Below are 14858 nucleotides of genomic sequence, written 5' to 3' on the forward strand. Positions count from 1 at the left end.
ACCTTTCTCTTCCAAAAACAAAAGCAAAGAAATCACTTAATTGAAGCTATAAAGATAATCTATTACTCTAATATAGTCAATCCTCGCCTGAAAGCCAAGTGCTATCGGATGGGCGCTTGTGTTAAGCTCATCCTTTGTTATAGACTTTCTTCCTCCCTCTATCATTCTATCCCAAAACAGGAAGAGCTTTTCCGCCTCTAAATAGAATATCTCATCTGTTGTGGAAAATCGAATAATAACAAAACAGATTCCATTTTGATCGCAAACTGAACGCATATGCTTAATTTGATGATCATGGAAGTTATTAAGCGGGAAGGATGTCCCGTGCTTTGTTTCCTTAGCTTCAAAATCAATGTATTTGCCTTTATATACCCCATTATAATCCGTTGTAGACGCCTGTTTAAAGTATGCCTCTTTTATAACAGCGGCACTCCTTTTTGGGTAATCTACTTTAACAATTTGGACAGGAGTCGGCTTTTTATGGATGACTGCTTTACCAAGTTCCAAATAGTATTGGTTGGTTATGTTAATGTCCTCTTCTAGTGTCATGCCCCGATTGCTGTAGCTTTGTTTTTTTACAGATGGGCTAATTGATTTTACAGCAGGGATGTATTTTTTTCCGTTTGGATAATGAAGTTTCACCTTTTCACCTCGCAGCTTCTAACCTTAAAGAATAACTTCGTGATAACAACAAACAATATAACATAATTTCCGAAAAAGAAGGTGTCTTTTGTGATAGGTATAAATGAGCATTTCTTATCAGTTGAAGAGAAGCAACTTATAAAAGACATACGCTATTTAACAGAAAAAAATAACTTGGATAATATATCAAGAACAAATTGTTATCTCGAGTATTATACCATGAACAAAGAAATCCACTGGTCCTTACTTGCGAGCCTAGTGTCACGTAATGCAGGCTGGAATATGTGTGACTTGGCTGGCACTTGGTTTCCTTTGTCTTTAAACGAGCAAACCAGACTCAATTTATTTGCCACATATGAACGGGCAAACTGGATGATTTTCCAGGATGCATACCCACAGCTGCTCCTCTATGAGTATTCGACGAAAAAGAATGTGCCAATGTTTCATTTACTGCAATATTTTTCTGTTTCCTCCTTTATGGAAAAGGAATGGCTGCACTTTTGGCGCTATAAAAATAAGGAGAGGCTTGTCTATAGTCTTATCATTAACGAACAAAATGTGATCGAGAACCCAATAATAAAAAATAAGCTGTTCCAAAAAGAGGTTTTTCATACATTGGCTTACAGGTTTCAAGACCTGCTTCGCTTTAGCTCTGTGTTTTTTCCAACATTAAATGGCGACATATACGGAAGAAGTGTTTCTTCCTTCCGTTCACTGGACCGCAGGATAGAGCTTGGCAAAGAACTGTATATGATTCTCTTTCAAAAGAATCTGCATCCTTTCTTTTTAGAGTTTGCTTTAAAGGTTGTTCACACTGGATCAAGGGCGGATTATGAAAAATACGTTTACCCTAAACACCGTAACAACACACCGATGCTGCGAATGAGCTATCCTATAATGACACAAAAACCATTTACAAGTGTAGATTGGAGCAAGACAACGAAAGTGAAGGCAAAGTGGAAAAAACACGCACCCCCATTTAAAGAAGCTATTTTAATTACAGACTGGTATAAAAATAAACAAGAACAGCTGCATAAGCTCATAAAGCTAGAAACAATTTTTTTATATTGGAAGAAAAGGTAAATGTCGAATCAATGAAGGGGGGATTGGTGAATTCTTGCTTTCTTTGACGAATCACTTCTAGTTTTGTCATGCGTGCAGGAGTTAAAAGGAAAAAGGAGAATTCAGTATACACAAAATGGCGCTTGGAGGGGATTAAATGTCTGTTTATAATAAAGAGGAATTGCTGAAAATGCTGCAAGGAATTCAAGAGGACGTGGAAGAGCTCGATTTTTTATTAAGAAACAGAACCGAATCAGTTAAGAAGGATATTATTTTGCATGAAAGAACACTTGATGATTTGGAAAGAGAGCTTACAGATATAGAAAGCAGGTGCTTTAATACGCACGAGGAAAAAGAGTATGTAACAGCAATCTTAAAAAGGCCAGTATCTTTAAAACTTGAACTAGGATCATAAAAGCAATAAAATAGAGGGAAAAACATGTGTTACGGGTAATGGAGTGCAGTTATGATGAATAGTCAACGTTTGAGAGAATTAACAGAAGAATTACATGCTTGTGCTGAGTATTTGGTTGACGTCTTCCAAAAAGTTAAAGCAAGCCAGAAAAGCAAGGATTTTTACGAGGTAGTTAGGCCATATGCAAACAAAGTAGCAGAACTGAATGCAGAGTGGAAGGAAATAGCAGAATTATGGGTGAAAACAGAAAAGCCGCTTTATCTTCATCCAAGTCAAATTAGCACAGCGTCTGATCATTTGGAAGTTATGTCAATTCAAGCCTTTTATAAGGAAACAAGTAGAAAAAGATTTATGGATTCAGCCAAGTCAGTACAATATATATTACAGACTGTTTTAGACAGACTATAAAGATCAGCATAATGTTTCTGGCAATGATGGTACACTTGTACCTTGCCAAGGAAGCATTATTTTTTTTGATGTTGTTACAATACCAAGTAGGCACCAATGGGCACATTTTTCATAAGATAAAAAGGGAGTATGAACAGGAGGGGTTTTCTATGAACCAAAATATAAATATGCATGCACCATATTACGAGCATGCCTACATGAACGGCCATGCTTCATACCCCCAAAACATTCACTTACAGCAGCATGGCCGCGCATTCAATCCATACATGAATATGAATCAAGGCTGGAACGGGATGATGAATCAGAATCATGCCGCACAAATGTACGGCAATGAAAACAATCAACCGTATTATCAGCAGCAACAAGCTTATTCTGGTTATGAACAAAATTATTTCCACCCGCAAAACGGCTATAAGCCAAACCATCAAAATGTGTTTCAAAATCCGCTGCAACAGCAAGAAGAGGCATATCAACCAATGATGCAAAACATGCAACAGCAATATATGAATCCGTATCCGAAGCAATCATTTATCCCCAAAAAACAAGGCAATATGAAAGGGTTAATGAATTCATTCAAAACCCAGGATGGCACATTTGACTTCAATAAAATGCTTGATACAGCAGGAATGATGATGAATGCGATGAATCAGGTTACAGGTGTGGTCAAGGGGGTAGGAGGAATATTCAAAGTGTAGCAGGCAGGTTAGAACATAAAAAAACTTGCTGCCAAAAGCAGCAAGTTTTTTTTGCCTTTTCTTTTCTCTTACCAGCGATGGGCTTTTGCATTGCTTCGCAAAATAAGATTATTCCTAGAAATTTCCGTATGTCCATTTACTTGAGACTTGGAACGTTTAGGTCTAGTCCAATTGTGATGAAAAAGCTCAGAATGAGAATCCAAATTATCTTTGTAGCTCATCAAATCACCTCTTAGCAAGATTTAAAGAAAAAGGAATGTCCAAAAAGGAATGAACCTTTGTGGAACATCCTTTAGTATGTGTCAATTATCATTTCTTTAGTCTCGACTAGATTTTTATATTATGAATGGATACTGATTTTTTTCCCTTTTTGTTTTTTGACAGTGATTGTCAACAGTCCATTTTGATAAACTGCTCTTACTTTATTTTCGACGACAGGATAGGGGAGAGCTATTGTTCTTGCATTTTGCTTGTATGTTTGGCTTTTATGAATGATTTGCTGCTTATTATTTTCCTCTTGAACAAGCTCTAAATGGGTAACACTAATTGTAATACGGTTATCAATTATATCTATGTGTATTTGTTCTTTGTTTACTCCTGGCAGCTCTGCTGTGATGACATGTTCGTTCTCTGTTTCCTTAACAGAAACAGGAAAGGAAACATTAGGAAAAGGATTGCTGAAAAACTCATCCATTGATTGCAGGAAGTTCTTTACAGGCTTTTCCTGAAAAAATTGGTTCATGGATTTTTTGAAAAATCCAAAGTTCTCCTGTCTGGTGGCATCGTTTTTTTTAGGGTCTATTGGAAATTGCGACATCTTGCGACATCCTCCTTTTTGTTAAGCATTTTTGATTTAGTTTATGCACATATGAAAGGTGGGTGCTTATCCAATAAAATTGGGTAAAATAAACTGGAGAATTACCTATTTTAAAATAATCGAGAAATAGCTAAAATAAAATTAAAAACAAAGCATATAAGGAGTTAATAGTTATGGAAATAGTAACAATAGACAATCGGGAGCTGGCATATGTAGAAAAAGGAAAAAGCCATGCAAACACAGTTGTCCTTATTCACGGATTTTGTGGAAGTTCTGATTACTGGAAAAAAATAATCGAACCATTGTCTAATACATATCATATAATTGCAGTTGATCTGCGTGGCCATGGTCGTTCAACCTTTGATGGAGCAGCATTTGAAATGGAGGATCTAGCAAGGGACGTGAAAGTCCTCTTAGACAGGATAGGATTAGATTCTGTGTATCTTTTTGGCCACTCGCTTGGCGGATATGTCACATTGGCATTTGCAGAGCTATTTCCAGAAAGCCTGAAAGGATATGGGCTTATTCACTCGACAGCTTATCCAGATAGTGATGAAGGGAAAGCAGGCAGGCTAAAAGCAATTGAAAAGATTCAAGATTTAGGAATACAAACGTTTATTGATGGTCTTATCCCTAATTTGTTTGCAGATAAGTATATGGCTGCAAATCCCGCAGATGTCGAAGACGTGAAGGAGATTGGATATAACACAGATCCTCTTGCTGCAATGGAAACATTGGCAGCTATGAGAAAGCGCTCAGACCGGAATGCAGTAATCGATAATCAGGAGATTCCATTTCTGCTTGTGCAGGGACAGTTTGATAAGATTGTTCCTAAAGACAGGGCAATAAACTCCTCAGCTCCATTTGTAGTGGTGAAAGACCTTGATGCAGGACATATGGGCATGATTGAAAACCCAGACGGCCTTCTTTCTATACTGGCAGAATTTATCGGGAGCTAAAAAGTTCAAGGTAATTGCTGGAAGGATTTATGATCGGTTTAAAGGCAAAAAACCTTAAAGTGCTTGTGTGCCAACATAATTTTAGATGTGAAATATTGGAGAAAAGGGCTTGATGAAAACAGGTCCTTTTTCTTTTCATTTATATGCTGGAAAACCAAACGTTTATTCGGTATATTAGGTACAAGAGGTGAAGGGATAAGCATGATAAGAAAAAAATCACTTTCTGAACTTATTGAAGAATTAAGGAAAAATGAAAATATCATCAACTGGCATGAGATGGAGCCACAGGAAGCAAAAACCAGGCCAATGCCAGAAAGTGTCGACAATAGAATTAAGCTTGCATTGCAAAAAAGGGGGATTGGCGAATTATACAGCCACCAATATTCAGCTTACGAAACATTGCAAAAGGGTGAAAATATCGTTGCAGTAACCCCCACTGCTTCAGGTAAAACATTATGCTATAACTTGCCTGTTCTTCAGTCCATTGCAGAAAATGACGCAAATCGCGCCCTTTATATTTTTCCAACAAAGGCGTTGGCACAAGATCAAAAAAGTGAGTTGAATGAAATTATCAATGAGATGGGCATTGACATTAAAAGCTACACGTATGATGGTGATACGTCACCAACAATTCGTCAGGTTGTCAGGAAAGCCGGACATATTGTCATTACAAATCCTGATATGCTTCATTCAGCCATATTGCCGCATCACACAAAGTGGGTCAGCTTATTTGAGAATCTAAAGTATGTCGTTATAGATGAACTGCATACATATCGGGGCGTTTTTGGTAGCCATGTGGCTAATGTAATTAGGAGACTGAAGCGGATTTGCAAGTTTTATGGCAGTGAGCCAATCTTTATTTGCACTTCTGCAACCATTGCAAACCCAAAAGAATTGGCAGAACAGCTGACAGGCAATCCAATGCGTCTCATTGACGATAACGGGGCACCAAGAGGCAGAAAGCATTTTGTTTTTTATAACCCGCCAATTGTAAATAAACCGCTGAATATCCGCAAAAGCGCAACAGTTGAAGTAAATCAGCTTGCTAAAAATTTCTTAAAAAACAAAATCCAGACAATTGTTTTTGCTCGGAGCAGGGTGAGAGTTGAAATAATTTTGAGCCACATACAGGAACTCGTCAAAGATAAAATTGGACCGAAATCGATTAGAGGCTATCGCGGGGGATATCTTCCGAAACAGCGCCGGGAAATTGAAAAGGGACTGCGCGATGGCGATATTTTAGGGGTAGTGAGCACAAACGCTCTAGAGCTTGGTGTTGATATCGGACAATTGCAGGTGTGTGTGATGACAGGATATCCTGGCAGTGTTGCAAGTACATGGCAACAGGCAGGACGCGCTGGCAGAAGGCATGGGGAAGCACTTATATTAATGGTGGCAAGCTCTACACCAATTGATCAGTATATTGTTCAAAATCCAGACTATTTTTTTGACAAAACACCAGAATCAGCAAGAATCAACCCAGAGAATTTGATCATTTTAGTTGATCATTTAAAATGCGCGGCGTATGAGCTGCCATTAAAAGAAAAGGAAGAATTTGGACCGCTCGATGTTCAAGATATTCTTGAATATTTAGTAGAGGAAAAAGTAATTCACCAAAATGGCAATACGTTTTACTGGGCTAACCAGTCTTTTCCTGCAGGCAATATCAGTTTGCGCTCTGCTTCACAGGAAAATGTAGTAATTATTGATCAATCGGATACAGCAAACCATAAAATTATCGGAGAGATGGACAGATTTAGTGCGATGACCTTATTGCATGATGAGGCTATTTACTTGCATGAAGGTACGCAGTTTCAAGTGGAAAAGCTTGATTGGGACCATAAGAAGGCGTACGTTCGCGAGGTGGATGTTGAATACTACACAGATGCAAATCTCGCCGTACAGCTGAAAGTTTTGGAAATAGATAAGAGTGAAAACAGGCAAAAAACAGCTATTCATTATGGAGACGTCTCCATTAATATTCTTCCTTCCATCTTTAAAAAAATCAAGCTGTCAACATTTGAAAACATCGGATCTGGTCCGATACATCTGCCAGAAGAAGAGCTTCATACAAGTGCTGCCTGGCTTGAACTAAAAGAGATAGATGAAAGTATTGGGGAAAAGACTTTAGAACAGCTGCTATTAGGAATCTCCAATGTTCTTCAGCATGTAGTACCAGTACATGTAATGTGTGATCGTAATGATATTCATGTTGTTTCACAAATTAAAGCAAATCATACAGGACTGCCGACAATCTTCTTGTACGATCACTATCCAGGTGGAATTGGACTGGCAGAAGACGTTTATAAGCGGTTTGAACATGTGAAGGCCGCAGCAAAAAACCTCATCCAAAAATGCCCGTGCGACGATGGCTGCCCTGCATGTATCGGAACCGAAATAGAAGGGATTGCCGCAAAGGCAAAAAGCATTAGAATACTTGATATGTTTTAACATGATAAATTAAAAGATTAATATTCATGTTTAATAGGAACTTATTATAGGAGAAGCCATGTCTATTAAAAATAAATTGCAGCGTTTAAAACCACATTTAAATACTGGCACAAGCAGTCAGGAGCCACCAGTTTCTGAGCCTGAGCCAAAAGGAGTAGAAATTCCTTTTTTGGATGTATGGGCAAGTGAGAATGTCACTCCTTATTGGGTGGATGATAAATACTGCCTCATACGTGAGGTCAGATATCCAATTTCCTTTGAACACGGCAACTATGCCTTTCAAGATTTTTTGACAAGTGTACATGCATGGAATCAGTCTGATTATCGTCATCCGTTGTCCGCTAAAGGACACAAGGCAGAAGACCTGTTCTTTTTTGACACGGAGACGACTGGATTAGGAGGAGGAGCTGGCAATAGTATCTTTATCCTTGGGTATGCAGTTGTGAAGGATGCAGAAATTGTGCTGAAGCAGCATATTTTGCCGAATCCCGGTGCAGAGGTGCCACTGTTTAAAAGCTTTTTGGAGAATGTGGATTATACAACACTAGTTACCTATAATGGCAAAGCCTTTGACTGGCCACAAGTTAAGACAAGGCATGTGTTCGTGAAGGAGCATGTGCCGAAGCTTCCTGAATTTGGCCATTTTGATTTATATCATGCTTCACGAAGAATGTGGAAGCATAAGCTAGAACGAACAAAGCTTTCCATTGTTGAAAAGGAAGTCCTTGGTGTGGAAAGACATGATGATATTCCTGGTTTTCTTGCGCCAATGATATATTTTGATTTCGTAGAAAGAAAAGACCCAGAAGGCATGCTTGGGATATTAAAGCATAACGAGATAGATATTCTCTCCCTCATAACACTTTACACACATATCAGCTTTCAATTATTAAACAAGGATGTCAATATGTCGGCTAGAGAAACATACGAGGTCGGCAGATGGTATGCTTCCTTAGGAGAAAACGCACAAGCTGTTGAAAGTCTGTCAGCCATCATAGATGGAAGCAGTGAAGAAAATGTAATGGCAAAATTCATCTTGGCAAAGCAATACAAAAAGGAAAAAAACTATACGGAAGCAACATTACTATGGGAGGGTATTATTGAAGCAGAGGGCAAGGTAGACAATAAGATAGTGTTTGAGTCCTATATTGAAGCAGCAAAACTCCTGGAACATAAAGTGAAGGATTTAGAAAAAGCATTAGCGTATACAAAAAGAGCATTTATGCTGATAGAGGGAACAGAATATGCTGAAAAGCCCCGCTTATTAACAGATATTCACAAAAGGGAGCTGCGCTTGCAGAGGAAAATAGGTATATTAACCTAAGTGGGAAAATTAAAAAGCCACTATTTACCTTGTTGTCTTAAGCAACCTTTCCTATTAAAATAAGATAGAACTGATAAATCCCTTCATTTTCAAACAATATTTTACAAGTTATTGGAGTGTGCATGTTGTATAAAGTCGTAATGTTCATGTTTTTTGTTGTTGTTTGCCTGACTGCCATCCTATTTTCGTCATTAAAAGAAAATCTATACGCTTTATTATGAATAAATAAATTAACTGAAATTTAGGTGTTTGTATTAGTACAAGATAACCTCTCCCGACATAAGTTGTTACTGTAAGATAATTATACAAAACGGAGAGGAGATTTTAAAATGCATTGCAAACCTAATGTATTACCAGCAATCTGTCACCCAACTAAATGTTGCGTGAACCACACGTTCCAAAACAATATTGTTCCTCATATTCACCCAACTCATACTACTACAGTAAACCACGTGAATTATGAGCACCAACATTTCTTCCCACAAACACAATCTGTACAAAATGTGGTGACAAACACGCAAGCAAATATGGGGCCAGCACCAGTTCCATTCCCAATGCCTCAACAACCTGCACAAACTGGTGGCGTTCCATTTACAGCTACTGGAACAGCTTTTCCTGGAGGAGCTCCAGGCGGTTTCCCAGGTGGATTCCAGGGTGGATTCCCAGGTGGTTTTCCTAGAAGATAAAACTTACTAAAACTTTCATGGCTGCCAATTTTCACTCGGCAGCCATTTAATATGAACTCGAGGAAAAAAATTTCTCTTTTTGCCAAAAATGCTTATAATGGTTCATATGGAGAAATAACTAAGTCTTATTTGCAAAAATTGTAAATAATGTGGTTATTTTTTATAAGGAACAGAAATAGATTAATTAAGGTTAAATAAGTGCAGAAAAATAAGAAGTTTATAGGCAAGGGAATGGGCAATTCATGAAGGTAGCAGCTATTTCAGGCTATAAGCCATTTGAAATTGGCTTGTTTAAAAAAAATGATCCTGCAGTCGAGTACATAAAAAAAGCGATACGAAAAGAACTGGAGCAGTTGCTTGAAGAGGGGCTTGAATGGGTGCTAATAAGCGGCCAGCTAGGTACAGAGCTCTGGGCAGCTGAGGTTGTATATGATATGCAGATAAATGGTCATTCAGAATTAAAGCTTGGAGTTGTGACTCCATTTTTAAACCAAGAGCAAGGTTGGAAGGAAGAAAATAAAGAATGGTATGAAGAGATTTTGATGCAGGCAGACTTTGTCGATTCTGTATCAAAAAAGGATTATGAAGGTCCGAACCAGCTGCGAATGAAAAATGTGTTTTTGTTGCAAAAAAGTGATGTGTTGCTGATGTTTTACGATACAGAAAAAACAGGGAGTCCTAAATATTTATACGATCTTGCAGCACAATATAAGGAAAGAAATAATTATGACATCCGGTTAATCGGTTTTTATGACCTGCAAGCAATTGTAGATGAAGAACAATATAACAATGACTTCTTCTAGAAAAATTGACAAATCGGTAAATGTTTGAAAAAATTACTTAAATACGGCAATTGACTGAGGTGAGCGGAATATGATGCTATCAGATAAGATTAAATTAACGGCTAAGGATATTCTCGAAAAGGAATTCAAAACGGCAATGCGAGGATATAAGCCAGAAGAAGTAGATCAATTTTTAGATTTAATTATCAAAGATTATGAAACATTGCACCAAGAAATTGAGGAGCTGCAGCAGGAGAATATGCGCTTGAAAAGACAAGTAGAAGACAGCTCCAAAAGGCCGCAGACACCAACAACCACGGCTGGGACAACTAATTTTGATATTTTAAAAAGGTTGTCTAATCTGGAGAAGCATGTTTTTGGCAGCAAGCTTTACGATTGAGTAAGGTCTGTTATCCAAAATCTGCTATTGCTATTATTGTGTGGACATACTATAATAACCTTTGTAATCAATAACAACGCTTTGGTAATCGCTGCAAACTTTGTTTGTAGAGGAAAGTCCATGCTCGCACAGGCTGAGATGCCTGTAGTGTTCGTGCCTAGCCAAAAAATAAGCTAGGGCAGCAATTTATTGCTGACGGCAGGGAAAATGCCTAAGTCCTTTGGATATGGCATGAATACCTTGAAAGTGCCACAGTGACGGAGCCTGTTCAGAAATGACCAGGGTGGAACGAGGTAAACCCCGCGAGCGAGAAACCCAAATTTTGGTAGGGGAACTTTCTCTGAGGAACTGAACGAGGAGAAGGACAGATTTTATAATCTGTAGATAGATGGTTACCGCCTTTATACGAGGCCTTTAAAGGTCGTTACAGTACAAAGGAACAGAACATGGCTTATAAAGCGTTAATGTTGATACACTAAACATGAAAAATAGCACAAGGTGACTCGATGTTTGCACTGACTAAATCAGGTAAGCATAAAGTCATCTTTTTATTTGAAGATAAATGATATTGGCACATGCCAAATGGACATAATAGGTAATACATAATTAGTTATTTTTTAGGAAATAGGTGAAGTCATGAAAAAATATTCATTGGTTGCAACAGCTGCAATGGGGCTTGAAGCAATTGTAGCAAAGGAAGTAAGAGATCTTGGCTATGAATGCACGGTTGATAATGGAAAGGTTCACTTTAAAGGGGATGAAAAAGCAATTGCAAGATGCAATATGTGGCTTCGAACAGCTGACCGCGTAAAGATCATTGTGGGCGAATTTAAAGCAACTACCTTTGATGAATTATTTGAAAAAACAAAGGCATTAAACTGGCAGGACTATTTACCAGTTAACGCTCAATTTCCTGTAGCGGGAAAATCAGTAAAATCTAAGCTTTTCAGTGTTTCAGACTGTCAGGCAATTGTAAAAAAAGCGATTGTTAATAAATTAAGCACACATTACAATAAAACAGGCTGGCTAGAAGAGAATGGCGCTATGTTTAAAATAGAAATCAGTATGTTAAAGGATGTAGCAACATTAACGATTGATACATCAGGCCATGGCCTTCATCGACGCGGTTACCGAGTTGGACAAGGGGAAGCGCCAATTAAGGAAACACTTGCAGCAGCTCTGATTCAGCTCACAAACTGGACACCAGACCGTCCTTTTGCTGACCCTTTCTGTGGTTCAGGCACAATTGCAATTGAAGCAGCCTTAATCGGACAAAATATCGCTCCAGGCTTTAATCGTGAGTTCATCTCAGAAGAATGGGATTGGATGAACGAAAAAATTTGGGATGAAGTCAGAATGGAAGCAGAAGACTTAGCTAATTATGATCAGCCTCTTGATATAACAGGAACTGATATTGACCATAGGATGGTTAAAATAGCAGGAGAGAATGCCTTCGAAGCAGGTCTTGGCGAGCTTGTGACATTTAAGCAAATGCAAGTAAGAGACTTTACGACAATGAAGGAAAACGGCGTAATAGTTGGAAATCCGCCATACGGCGAACGCTTAGGAGACAAGCCTTCTGTGCAAAAAATGTACCAGGAAATGGGACAAGCGTTTGAACCGCTTGAAACATGGTCTATCTACATGCTGACTGCAGATGAGGAATTTGAAGAGCTCTACGGCAAAAAAGCAACAAAAAAACGCAAGCTCTTCAACGGCTTCATTAAGACAGATTATTATCAATACTGGGGCAGAAGAAAACGGGATTAATTGTAAAAAGCAACAGCTGTAGTGCGTATATTTTCTCCATCATTTGTGTATATATAAATCTATATGCCGTTGGTGGAGGGAAAACTATGATGGACAATACAATTGATTATCAAAAAATATTGAATGCGATTAACCAGTCTTTAGATATTATCAAAAACGAAGATATCGGAGAAGATATGCTTCAGTCATATATAGATGCACAGCAGACAGTTATGCAAGCAATGAACTTTTCCATATCAAACAGCATCAAGTAGAAAACCTGATGCTGTCTTTTCTTTTTTAAACTTTTTCGATTAAAAATTGCAATACATGTAAGAGGGTGCTGTGCCTAAATTGGCGGCCCTCTTTTCGCTTGAATAGTACCAGTTAAATTGCCTGTTTTAATCATTTCACACATTTTAGTTAATGGAGGCATCCTCCTGTTAGAAATTAGTAAATTTACTTGCAGGCAGGCCTCTTATTTCATTTTTGCGGAGGGGTATCATGCAAAACAGCATGCCATTTGAGGTTTCGAAAACAGAATCATTTTACGATAAATTAGGAGAATGGATTGGGGATGTGTTTTACGACATTCTTCCGGACGCAGGGTATGAGCTTCGTGATGAACAAGTGTTCATGGCATACCAGCTTGAAAAGGCGTTTAAAGAGAAAAAGACGATTTTTGCAGAAGCAGGAGTCGGTACAGGTAAAACATTTGTATATTTACTTTACAGCATTTGCTATGCAAGATATGTGAATAAGCCTGCAATTATAGCATGCTCTGATGAAACATTGATTGAACAGCTTGTCAAAAAGGAAGGCGATATTGCGAAGTTGGAACAAGCTTTAGGGTTAAAAATAGACGTACGCCTTGCTAAATCGAGAAACCAGTATCTTTGCTTAAATAAGCTTGATCAAAAAATTACTTTTGAAGATACGTATAATACCATTTATGATACATTACCTGATTTCGTTCATGGCAGTGGTTCCCTGCAGTCATTTGCACCATATGGCGACAGGAAGGATTACTCTGACTTGACGGATGAAGATTGGGCTGGAGTTGCTTGGGATTCAATGCAGGATTGCTTTACATGCGATAAGCGTCACCGTTGTGGACAAACCTTGCACAGAGACTACTACCGCAATGCTAAGGACTTGATTATTTGCTCACATGATTTTTATATGGAGCATATTTGGACAAAGGAATCAAGAAAAAGGGAAGGTCAATTGCCACTGCTCCCAGATAGTGCTTGTGTAGTGTTTGATGAAGGCCACTTGTTAGAATATGCAGCTCAAAAAGCATTGACTTACAGACTAACAGAACAAAACCTAGAAAACCTTCTGACGAAACTCCTTGCAAATGACGTTAGAGAAAAAACATTAAATATTATTGAAGATACTATCTATCAAAACGAACAATTTTTCGCTGCATTAACAAATGCATCGTTTGAAACAGAAGGCTCGGACAAGCAGGAAATTAAAAAAACAGATACGGTCATGAAGGAAGGCAAAAGACTTGCAGGACTTATCTCTGACTTAGAGGAAGAATTAGTTTTCGAAAGTGAAATGTACGTCATTAATGAGTATGATTTAAAAGTTGTTGAAGAGTACTTAGAGCAAATCTCTCATTCCCTTCGTTTATTCCTAAGAGAAATGAATGGTATTACTTGGTTTGAGGAGCATGACGGGGAGCGCACATTAGTCATTATGCCTAGACTTGTCCAAGATATTATGAAGGAGGATGTATTCAGCCAGAAAAAACCGATTATCTTCTCTTCTGCAACATTATCTAACAACAAGTCATTTGAATATATGGCAAACAGCCTAGGCGCAAAAGACTTCCTATCTTTCTCTGTCGAATCTCCATTTGATTACGAAGAAAATATGAAAGTAATTATGAGAGAATATAATCACGGAGATAATGAACAGAAGAAGGAATATGTACTAAAGCAGCTTGTCGATGCTGGCGGAAGATCACTTGTACTGTTTAACAGTAAAGAAGACTTAGCTAGGTTTAAAGCAGGATTGCCAAAGGATTTCAACATTCCGGTTTATTTTGAAGGGGAAGCAGAAATTAGCGGCCTAGTTTCCAAATTCCAAAATGAAGAAGAGTCCATATTATGCGCTGTTAACCTATGGGAAGGCTTAGACGTACCAGGAAGATCACTAGAAAATGTCTTTATCTTCTCCTTGCCGTTCCCGCCAAACGACCCTGTTTATAAATCAAAACGTGAAAACTCAAAAGATCCATTTACAGAAGTAGATTTGCCTTACATGATACTCCGCTTAAGACAAGGTATCGGACGTCTAATCCGCACTACAGAAGACAGCGGCAGCATTCATATCTTAATGGACAAAGAAGAAAAACAAGCTGTTAAAGAAGCAGTGACAGCAGCATTGCCAGTAGAACCAGCTGCCGTTTAATAGGAGCAAAAAGTGTTCTCATTTGAACTTTTTTCCGAGTGCAG

16 protein-coding genes and 1 other RNA gene are annotated in these 14858 nt (G+C 38.2%); 14 read left to right on the plus strand and 3 right to left on the minus strand.

Features of this window, described 5'->3' with window-relative positions; genetic code table 11:
- Positions 1 to 36: 36 nt before the first annotated feature.
- A complete protein-coding gene (recU, locus tag NQZ71_RS09410; protein WP_275005702.1) occupies positions 37 to 642 on the minus strand; it encodes a Holliday junction resolvase RecU in 606 nt (201 codons plus the stop codon).
- Positions 643 to 732: 90 nt separating this feature from the next.
- Here recU and NQZ71_RS09415 point away from each other — a divergent pair, with 90 nt between their 5' ends.
- The 4 genes from NQZ71_RS09415 (at position 733) to NQZ71_RS09430 (ending at position 3222) form a co-directional block, all read left to right on the plus strand.
- Positions 733 to 1725 carry a DUF2515 family protein gene (locus NQZ71_RS09415; protein WP_144452876.1) on the plus strand — a complete coding sequence of 331 codons (993 nt, stop codon included), beginning with the start codon at positions 733 to 735 and terminating at the stop codon, positions 1723 to 1725.
- Positions 1726 to 1861: 136 nt separating this feature from the next.
- A complete protein-coding gene (locus tag NQZ71_RS09420; protein ID WP_260054830.1) occupies positions 1862 to 2119 on the plus strand; it encodes a hypothetical protein in 258 nt (85 codons plus the stop codon).
- 51 nt (positions 2120 to 2170) lie between these two features.
- On the plus strand, positions 2171 to 2527 hold the full coding sequence (locus NQZ71_RS09425) for a YppE family protein (RefSeq protein WP_317011710.1): 357 nt from the start codon (positions 2171 to 2173) through the stop codon (positions 2525 to 2527).
- Between the two features lie 149 nt (positions 2528 to 2676).
- On the plus strand, positions 2677 to 3222 hold the full coding sequence (locus tag NQZ71_RS09430) for a YppG family protein (protein ID WP_260054831.1): 546 nt from the start codon (positions 2677 to 2679) through the stop codon (positions 3220 to 3222).
- A 68-nt stretch (positions 3223 to 3290) separates the two neighbouring features.
- Here NQZ71_RS09430 and NQZ71_RS09435 read toward each other — a convergent pair whose 3' ends face one another.
- Positions 3291 to 3443, minus strand: coding sequence for a YpzG family protein (locus NQZ71_RS09435; protein WP_144452884.1), 153 nt, complete (start codon positions 3441 to 3443; stop codon positions 3291 to 3293).
- A 119-nt stretch (positions 3444 to 3562) separates the two neighbouring features.
- The gene (locus tag NQZ71_RS09440) at positions 3563 to 4039 is read right to left on the minus strand and encodes an Hsp20/alpha crystallin family protein (RefSeq protein WP_317011711.1); all 477 of its coding nucleotides are present in this window, start codon (positions 4037 to 4039) and stop codon (positions 3563 to 3565) included.
- Between the two features lie 173 nt (positions 4040 to 4212).
- On the opposite strand from NQZ71_RS09440, the gene NQZ71_RS09445 reads away from it, so the two are divergent.
- The 10 genes from NQZ71_RS09445 to NQZ71_RS09490 all read left to right on the plus strand — a co-directional run bounded on the left by NQZ71_RS09445 (position 4213) and on the right by NQZ71_RS09490 (position 14814).
- Entirely contained in the window at positions 4213 to 4998 is a 786-nt protein-coding gene (locus NQZ71_RS09445) for an alpha/beta fold hydrolase (RefSeq protein WP_317011712.1), read from the plus strand.
- A gap of 204 nt (positions 4999 to 5202) precedes the next feature.
- Positions 5203 to 7449 carry a DEAD/DEAH box helicase gene (locus NQZ71_RS09450; protein WP_144453396.1) on the plus strand — a complete coding sequence of 749 codons (2247 nt, stop codon included), beginning with the start codon at positions 5203 to 5205 and terminating at the stop codon, positions 7447 to 7449.
- Between the two features lie 58 nt (positions 7450 to 7507).
- Positions 7508 to 8773, plus strand: a complete 1266-nt coding sequence (locus NQZ71_RS09455; RefSeq protein ID WP_144452890.1) for a ribonuclease H-like domain-containing protein — start codon at positions 7508 to 7510, stop codon at positions 8771 to 8773.
- Positions 8774 to 9102: 329 nt separating this feature from the next.
- The gene (locus NQZ71_RS09460) at positions 9103 to 9459 is read left to right on the plus strand and encodes a CotD family spore coat protein (RefSeq protein ID WP_144452892.1); all 357 of its coding nucleotides are present in this window, start codon (positions 9103 to 9105) and stop codon (positions 9457 to 9459) included.
- 242 nt (positions 9460 to 9701) lie between these two features.
- Positions 9702 to 10262 (plus strand): SLOG family protein, encoded by a 561-nt coding sequence (locus NQZ71_RS09465; RefSeq protein WP_144452894.1) that lies wholly within the window; start codon positions 9702 to 9704, stop codon positions 10260 to 10262.
- Between the two features lie 73 nt (positions 10263 to 10335).
- Positions 10336 to 10641, plus strand: coding sequence for a cell division regulator GpsB (gene gpsB / locus NQZ71_RS09470; protein ID WP_144453398.1), 306 nt, complete (start codon positions 10336 to 10338; stop codon positions 10639 to 10641).
- A 76-nt stretch (positions 10642 to 10717) separates the two neighbouring features.
- An RNA gene (rnpB, locus tag NQZ71_RS09475) (RNase P RNA component class B) lies at positions 10718 to 11100 on the plus strand.
- Positions 11101 to 11277: 177 nt separating this feature from the next.
- Positions 11278 to 12411: a THUMP domain-containing class I SAM-dependent RNA methyltransferase gene (locus NQZ71_RS09480; RefSeq protein ID WP_144452896.1), complete on the plus strand. Its 1134-nt coding sequence runs from the start codon at positions 11278 to 11280 to the stop codon at positions 12409 to 12411.
- A gap of 86 nt (positions 12412 to 12497) precedes the next feature.
- Positions 12498 to 12665, plus strand: coding sequence for a hypothetical protein (locus NQZ71_RS09485; RefSeq protein ID WP_186303914.1), 168 nt, complete (start codon positions 12498 to 12500; stop codon positions 12663 to 12665).
- A gap of 229 nt (positions 12666 to 12894) precedes the next feature.
- Positions 12895 to 14814, plus strand: coding sequence for an ATP-dependent DNA helicase (locus NQZ71_RS09490; protein ID WP_144452898.1), 1920 nt, complete (start codon positions 12895 to 12897; stop codon positions 14812 to 14814).
- Positions 14815 to 14858: the final 44 nt, after the last annotated feature.

It is taken from the genome of Niallia taxi, assembly GCF_032818155.1.
In the GTDB taxonomy this organism is placed as follows: domain Bacteria; phylum Bacillota; class Bacilli; order Bacillales; family Cytobacillaceae; genus Niallia; species Niallia taxi_A.

What these genes read in the sequence shown, in the direction of transcription:
- NQZ71_RS09420 (WP_260054830.1), top strand. Translation starts at nt 1,862, where the DNA reads ATGTCTGTTTATAATAAAGAGGAATTGCTGAAAATGCTGCAAGGAATT.
- NQZ71_RS09425 (WP_317011710.1), top strand. Translation starts at nt 2,171, where the DNA reads ATGATGAATAGTCAACGTTTGAGAGAATTAACAGAAGAATTACATGCT.
- NQZ71_RS09430 (WP_260054831.1), top strand. Translation starts at nt 2,677, where the DNA reads ATGAACCAAAATATAAATATGCATGCACCATATTACGAGCATGCCTAC.
- NQZ71_RS09435 (WP_144452884.1), bottom strand. Translation starts at nt 3,443, where the DNA reads ATGAGCTACAAAGATAATTTGGATTCTCATTCTGAGCTTTTTCATCAC.
- NQZ71_RS09440 (WP_317011711.1), bottom strand. Translation starts at nt 4,039, where the DNA reads ATGTCGCAATTTCCAATAGACCCTAAAAAAAACGATGCCACCAGACAG.
- NQZ71_RS09445 (WP_317011712.1), top strand. Translation starts at nt 4,213, where the DNA reads ATGGAAATAGTAACAATAGACAATCGGGAGCTGGCATATGTAGAAAAA.
- NQZ71_RS09455 (WP_144452890.1), top strand. Translation starts at nt 7,508, where the DNA reads ATGTCTATTAAAAATAAATTGCAGCGTTTAAAACCACATTTAAATACT.
- NQZ71_RS09460 (WP_144452892.1), top strand. Translation starts at nt 9,103, where the DNA reads ATGCATTGCAAACCTAATGTATTACCAGCAATCTGTCACCCAACTAAA.
- NQZ71_RS09465 (WP_144452894.1), top strand. Translation starts at nt 9,702, where the DNA reads ATGAAGGTAGCAGCTATTTCAGGCTATAAGCCATTTGAAATTGGCTTG.
- gpsB (WP_144453398.1), top strand. Translation starts at nt 10,336, where the DNA reads ATGCTATCAGATAAGATTAAATTAACGGCTAAGGATATTCTCGAAAAG.
- NQZ71_RS09480 (WP_144452896.1), top strand. Translation starts at nt 11,278, where the DNA reads ATGAAAAAATATTCATTGGTTGCAACAGCTGCAATGGGGCTTGAAGCA.
- NQZ71_RS09485 (WP_186303914.1), top strand. Translation starts at nt 12,498, where the DNA reads ATGATGGACAATACAATTGATTATCAAAAAATATTGAATGCGATTAAC.
- NQZ71_RS09490 (WP_144452898.1), top strand. Translation starts at nt 12,895, where the DNA reads ATGCAAAACAGCATGCCATTTGAGGTTTCGAAAACAGAATCATTTTAC.